This is a genomic window from Pseudovibrio sp. Ad26 (assembly GCF_001623285.1).
Taxonomy (GTDB): domain Bacteria; phylum Pseudomonadota; class Alphaproteobacteria; order Rhizobiales; family Stappiaceae; genus Pseudovibrio; species Pseudovibrio ascidiaceicola.
Map to the genome: position 1 here is coordinate 20,978 of NZ_LMCE01000131.1, position 6,230 is coordinate 27,207.

At 46.4% G+C, this 6,230-nt stretch carries 5 protein-coding genes; 3 read left to right on the forward strand and 2 right to left on the reverse strand.

Annotated features, from left to right (window positions below):
• Nucleotides 1-42 precede the first annotated feature (42 nt).
• Complete coding sequence (locus tag PsAD26_RS23615) at nt 43-825, reverse strand: nucleotidyltransferase domain-containing protein (RefSeq protein WP_063312368.1); 783 nt, start codon at nt 823-825, stop codon at nt 43-45.
• Between the two features lie 1,218 nt (nt 826-2,043).
• Between PsAD26_RS23615 and PsAD26_RS23630 the strand changes: the two genes are divergently transcribed.
• The 3 genes from PsAD26_RS23630 to repC all read left to right on the forward strand — a co-directional run bounded on the left by PsAD26_RS23630 (nt 2,044) and on the right by repC (nt 5,721).
• Nucleotides 2,044-3,438, forward strand: coding sequence for an AAA family ATPase (locus PsAD26_RS23630; protein WP_084403813.1), 1,395 nt, complete (start codon nt 2,044-2,046; stop codon nt 3,436-3,438).
• Nucleotides 3,438-4,427 carry a plasmid partitioning protein RepB gene (gene repB, locus PsAD26_RS23635; RefSeq protein ID WP_063312372.1) on the forward strand — a complete coding sequence of 330 codons (990 nt, stop codon included), beginning with the start codon at nt 3,438-3,440 and terminating at the stop codon, nt 4,425-4,427. Before PsAD26_RS23630 ends, repB begins: the two co-directional genes overlap by 1 nt.
• A gap of 142 nt (nt 4,428-4,569) precedes the next feature.
• Nucleotides 4,570-5,721 carry a plasmid replication protein RepC gene (gene repC, locus PsAD26_RS23640; RefSeq protein ID WP_153041568.1) on the forward strand — a complete coding sequence of 384 codons (1,152 nt, stop codon included), beginning with the start codon at nt 4,570-4,572 and terminating at the stop codon, nt 5,719-5,721.
• Between the two features lie 307 nt (nt 5,722-6,028).
• Here the strand turns inward: repC and PsAD26_RS29910 are convergent.
• Nucleotides 6,029-6,230: hypothetical protein (locus PsAD26_RS29910; protein ID WP_206600036.1), on the reverse strand; the 202-nt coding region annotated here is incomplete at its 5' end.

A 6,230-nucleotide genomic window follows, 5' to 3' on the forward strand; every position in this document is an offset into this window, starting at 1 on the left:
ATCTAATAGCCGATCAGTTTAACGCACAAAAAATCTGAAAGCCTAGATTTTTTGTAGTGCAGACAATGCAATCTGTTTTGCTCTGTCTTGTGTTGAAACTTCCGAACTTCTCATGTCTAGATAGATGGAGGCTGCATTTTCAGCGGCAAGCTTCAGTTGTCCCTTTTTAGGTTGGCATACGGTTGAAAGAAGCTGCATGGCAAACTTGGGTAGCACGAATTCAATTTTCCTTACTCCTCTTGGCTCGTAACCAGCCTGTTGCAAAGCTAATGGCCCAAGAACTTGCACTCGTATGAAGCTCAGGAAATCCAAGGCTTCAAAGTACTCGCCTCGACAAATTTTTCCCGCGCAATAATGCATCCAAGTCCAAAACCTGTCTTCGACCCACTGTTCATCAAGCCTAGGGTAGACACCATGCCCCTTAGCCAAAGCCTCAGAGAGTTGGCCGGTTCGTTCCCACAAAATTGTTGGTTCATCCACGCGGTCGGAGATATCGTTCGCTTTGGCAAACTTAAAATCAATATGTAGTCCATCTGGGCCATAAAGCGCAATTACAAGTCTGGGTTCTCCGACATGGTCTCCTGAGAAGGCAGACACAAGGTCGCCGAGCTCGGCGATCATTTCAAATCGCTTTGTAAATACTTCTTCGTAATGGAGAGGATCGACGGCGACGACAAAATCTAAATCGCTATACTCATCTAGGGTGTTATCGCTGTATGAGCCGGAGCATGCCAAGCCTACAATGCGCTTGTCGCTTTTGAACTTGAGAATGGCCTGTGAAATAAAGCTACGATGCTGTGGAAGTGCTGAGCTAGGGAATTCCATTTTGTGGTCCTACATACTGGTTCGATTCTTCGTCTTGAAAAAATCGTCCGCTGGAACGCAGCATTTCCGAATATCAGCCTCATCTGGAAATGCAAGTACAAAGGTGCGTGAGTTTAGAAATACTGTGGCAGGTGGTGCAAGCACAGGAACTAACTTTACGTCTTGCATAGTAGTCAAATACATCCATGAAAGATTGTTCTCACAGTGTATCTGCTTTGCGAACAGCTTCAACTCTTGATGGAAGCATTCAAATGTCCGGTATTGGCCCTCGACGCTAGCCGCCACCTCTCACTGATCAGAGTTTTCTGCGTTGCAGCGAAGGGCAGCAATGTCCGCATCTTACCATCTCATACTCCGAGATACTAACGACAGTCACCCAGCATGTTCTTTAATTGTTCTGATTTTTGGCCACTTTTGCAGCTTGGGGCCTTTTAGGCCTACCAGATGGGAGCCCTGCCTGGTATTTGTGCCATGAGAATCTAGGTGAGCTAGGACGCATTACCGTGCAAGGAACGGCTGACGGTCACTCAAGGATTTTGACTGAGATTACAGGCAAAGATGATGACCCTATGGCCGACAAGCGAAGGGAAGTTTTTACTCCGATAGCACTTGCCTTAAACAAAGAGCTAGAGCGGCTTATGGGTAGCGTCGAGGGAGCTCCACATTCGCATCAGACGTCCCCTCCAGGTGCATCTCACGAGGAAAACGGAAGCCAGCTGACCTTCTAAATAGACAATGAAATGGCATGCAAGGGTGACAAAAACGGCAGTCACGTATCTAATACAACTCTTTCACACTTAGATTCTCTTATAGAATTCAAATAAACGGAACGTCTCAACGAGACGTACTTAAACTCATGTTGAATAGCGGCAAAGCCGCTATAGTGGCTTTAGAAAATGATGGCTGAAAGGTCGGTGGGCCACAAAACATTAAATCATTTGATGAGCAGCTTACGAATGCAAACATTCACTTCATCTCAGACCATGCTTTCTTTGCAGAGGAACGAAATCCCGATTCTCTGTCGAATTTTATACGAGAGCGCACAGATTTTTGTTGTGGGTGGCCCCTCAGCAACCAGCAGTACAAAAGTGTATTAATCCATTGATCTATAATGAAAAATAACGGCTGTCAGTGATTGATTGCCATAAGTGTTAATCTGAGTTAACCATTAACTTGTTGACTTACTCCCTGCTCTAGCGCTCATATCTGCTCATTCCGATGTTTAGTTCATTTTTTTGGAGCATCTTAACAATGAGCGTTTTAGAGCAAGATACCATGGAGCAGGACACCTTGTTGACGCAAGTCGTCAGTGACCGCGATAGTCTGGCTGAGGTTATTGAAGCGACAGCGCTCAGGGCTACAGATCCATTTTCTCACAAGGTTACACGAACCTATCTGCCCCGCGAAGCTGCAGAACTGCTTGGATGCTCGCCAAGTTACGTTAACACTTTGGCGAAAGAGCTTGAACTCGATATTTCGCGAGATTCCAGCAACCGTTATCGCTCCTACTCCCTTTCAAACCTTCGTGCAATTCGCGAAGAGGCGGCTCGAAGGGTGGCTGATACGCCAGAAAAGCGTCAAAGATACCTGCCTCACCGTTCAGCTGATGAAGAACTCGCCATCATGGCATTTGTAAACTTTAAGGGTGGATCTGCAAAGACAACTACATCGGTACACTTCGCTCAATATGCAGCCCTTCGCGGATACCGTGTGTTGTTTCTAGATCTTGACCCTCAAGGATCTGCATCAACAATCTTTGGCTATCAACCAGTGTTAATTGAGGAAAATCAATCAATTAACGCTGCTTTGAGATATGAAAATCCTCTTTCTATTCGCAGAGTAATCCAGAAAACATACTTTGAAGGTATCGACATTTGTCTCGGTGGTCAGTGGATGACTGAGTGGGAGCAAGATACGCCTCGTGTGATGACCAATGCGCATCATTATAGCGCGGCAATGCAAGAGCGCGTACCGGAGTTGCAGGCGGAGCTAAATACTCCTGGTTTGATAGAAGACCGCATCGACGAAATCGAACAAGAGCTGGCGCAATGGCAGCACATTGAAGATACAGGTTATGCAGCCCTGCACTATTATCAGCGGCTACGCCACGTCCTTGAAGAAGTAAAGGACGACTATGATATCGTCGTGTGTGACACGCAACCTGCTCTCCATTTTGCTTCACAAGCCACAATTGGCGCTTCGAACCACTTACTACTTACAATCCAGCCTGAATGGTTGGATATCAAGTCTATGCACCAGTACCTGACTGCGCTCGGGGTTCACTTAGAGACGTTGGAAAATAGCGTTCATTTGGTAGGTGAAAGTGCTAAATACACAGGCCGCACCATGCACTATTTGATTACGCGTTATGAATCCAATGATGCCGCTATGAACTCAATTGTTGAGATGATGCGAGATCGGCTCGACAATGTGCTCGATCACCCGATGCCGAAGTCAGCAGCAGTATCTCAATCGGGTCTTTCAAACTCAACAATCTATGAATCTCAGGGTAAAGACTTCAACCGTGGAACCTTTAACCGTGGTCTTGAAGCAATGAACGCTGCCAATCGCGAGATTGAAGAAATTGTGTTGAAGGGATGGGGACGTATCTGATGTCTAAAGTTTCAAAATTCAAAGATGCCTGGAAGACACCCGCTAAACCAGCAGGAGCAACGTCCAACACCCTGATCAGTCAACGGGTTGTGCCGCCTAACGGCCCTGAAGGATTGCTTAAGCAGGCTGCAACGAGCGCAATCCCTGCTAGAGACAAAGGCGGAAAAAGAGTTGTCAATCTAAAGTCCAGTTTGTGTGAGCCGTCACCGATTGCGGATCGAATGTCTGTCGAGAATGATCCAGACTATGAAGATCTCAAAGATAGTATTCGGCATGATGGGCAGAAGGTTCCAATCCTTGTACGACCGAAGCTGGAGCAGCCGGATCGGTATGAAATTGCCTATGGTCGTAGACGATGGAGAGCTTGCCGAGAACTCGGTATTGGTGTTCTCGCGATCATCGATGAGGATCTCAACGATGAGGCACTAGTTATTGCTCAAGGTAAAGAAAACCATGAGCGTAAGAGCCTTTCCTTTATCGAGACCGCTCTTTTTGTGAAGAGACTGAGCAAGGAGTTTCCTAATCAAACGGTTGCCAAAGCTATTGGGGTGAAGTCTGTCGCTGCGGTATCTCATTATAGGAAGGTTGCCGATGCAATTCCCGAAGATCTCATCACGAAAATTGGACCGGCGCCCAAGATCGGGCGACCGAAATGGATCTCATTGAGTGAGATTTTTGTGCGCTTCAGCTCAAACCAGAGTAAGGGCTTGGCAAGGCTTACTGGTTCAGAGAAATGGAAGACAAGCAGCTCAGAAGAGCGTTTTAACATTGTTTTTTCTTATGCGAAGACTGGTGAAAAGGGTGCTTCTGATAGCAGCACAAACACAATCCTTGATAAGGATGGAAAGCCGGTACTATTGCTGAAGGAAAGCAAAGCAGGCATGAAGTTCGCATTTCAGGGGAAGCGTGGCGCTGAGTTCAGCTCATTCTTGGCTGAACAGATCCCAGCGTTATTGGTAAAGTTTGAAGAGCAGGACGACGAACAGTGACCTAGACAAAGTAAAAGGGCTTGCAAAAGCAAGCCCTTGAATAGAATAAAGCGCTGTAAAGCACTCAACTCATATGTAGCAATTTGCAGTTTAGTGCTGAAACATAAACGAATCAACTCTTTTCCTTTGAGTTGGGTAGTTTTTGTGGCGTTTTGATAGCTTTCTCGTTGCTCATATGAGTAGAAATGAGATTAGGAAAATGCTGCAAACAGAAACGATTACGAGATTTCGCAAGCTAAACGCCAATGCTTTGGCAAGCCAAAAACTTGCTAGTTCTCCCCTACCCTCTCAAATTAGTAAGTCTACACTTTCGCTTGTTGTGAAGCGGGTATGTCCAGTCTTGGGTGTTACCGGCACAGCCTATCATGTGCTTGATATTCTCTTGGGACTAGTCAAAGAGAAGGATTTGGGTGAAGGACAATCACCTGTGGTTGCCATCTCGAATAGAAAACTAGCGGACTATGTTTGCCGTAGTGAGCGATCAGTTATGAGAGCCCTCAAGAAACTGGTTGAAGTTGGCCTGCTTGCATACAAAGACAGTGGGAATGGTCGGCGTTTTGAGAATAGCCTAGGTGAAGCCTATGGGTTGGATCTCTCACCAGCTTGCAAAAGACTTGATGAGCTGCGCAAGCGAGCTGATGATTACAAGACCCATCTTGAGGCAGAGAGGGCTTTAAAACGTAAGAGCAAAGGTTTAGTGCGGGCAATCAATGATGCCTGTGCTGAGCTGTCGAACCAGGGCGAGTTAGCTCAAGCTGAAGAACTTCAGCAACGTGTTGTTGCCATTATGGAATCACCTCAAGCCGCAGCTGATAAAATGACTTTCTTGTCTGAGCTGTATGAAGAGGTGCTAGATAGTGCAGCGAGTGAACTTCAACAATGTGAGAGCCTGCCTGAAGATCAGCCTGCAGTGTCAGAGCAAGATCAGAGCGCTTGTGAGATAGAACACGAAGCGACTGGCAATAATGAGATCTCCATTGAAGTTCTTGCGCACGCGCTCACAATGACCACCGAACATTTCATTCGACCAATACGAAGTTGGGAGGATCTGAGAGGCGAAGCAAATTCATTACGCCTTGCAATCGGATTGAGTGAGTTGGCTTGGCAGAAAGCTGTTCGTTTGCTTGGGCTCAAGCTCGCTGCCGCTTGTCTAGCTGTTGTAGTTGAGAAGGTGCTGAGGGAACCGGAGCGGTTGACTAGACCTGCAGGGTACTTCAATGGCATGGTTGAAAAAGGCCAGACTGGAGATCTCAATCTTAATAGAACAATCTGGAGCCTTGCGCGGAGGAACTAAGCCCTTTCAAAGGAATAAGGTGTTCGTTGGTTCAAATCTCCAAATAAGAAATTTCTTATCTCATTGTAATCTATGCCTTTTTCTGAAGAATTTTACAGCTGTAAAATTTAGAGTGCATTTTGCTTCATTATATTGAGTAACTATTTTGCTTGTAGAGGCAGGTTGGCTTAGTGCTGCGCCCGAGCCCGTAAAAGCAACCTGTAAGCAGGCACCCAGCCCACCTTCATCCACTCGCTTCGCTCATTCCTTGCAGCTGGTCCCCTTCGGTCTGGATGACCTTGACCGACGTTATGTTGCATAACCCCTGTTAGTCTCGCCGCCATTTCTTCTTAAACATCTTATCAAGAAGCACTTTGGCATTCTTGGTTTTGACCTTGTCCGGATAGCCCTTGGGTTTCTTGATTTTGCCTTCCTCAACGAACTTGCAGATCCACTTCATCTGGCTCTCACTGGCAAAATTATTCGCGTCTATCCAGTTGCTCAGAGCCCTTGCTGAGCTTTTGCCTTCC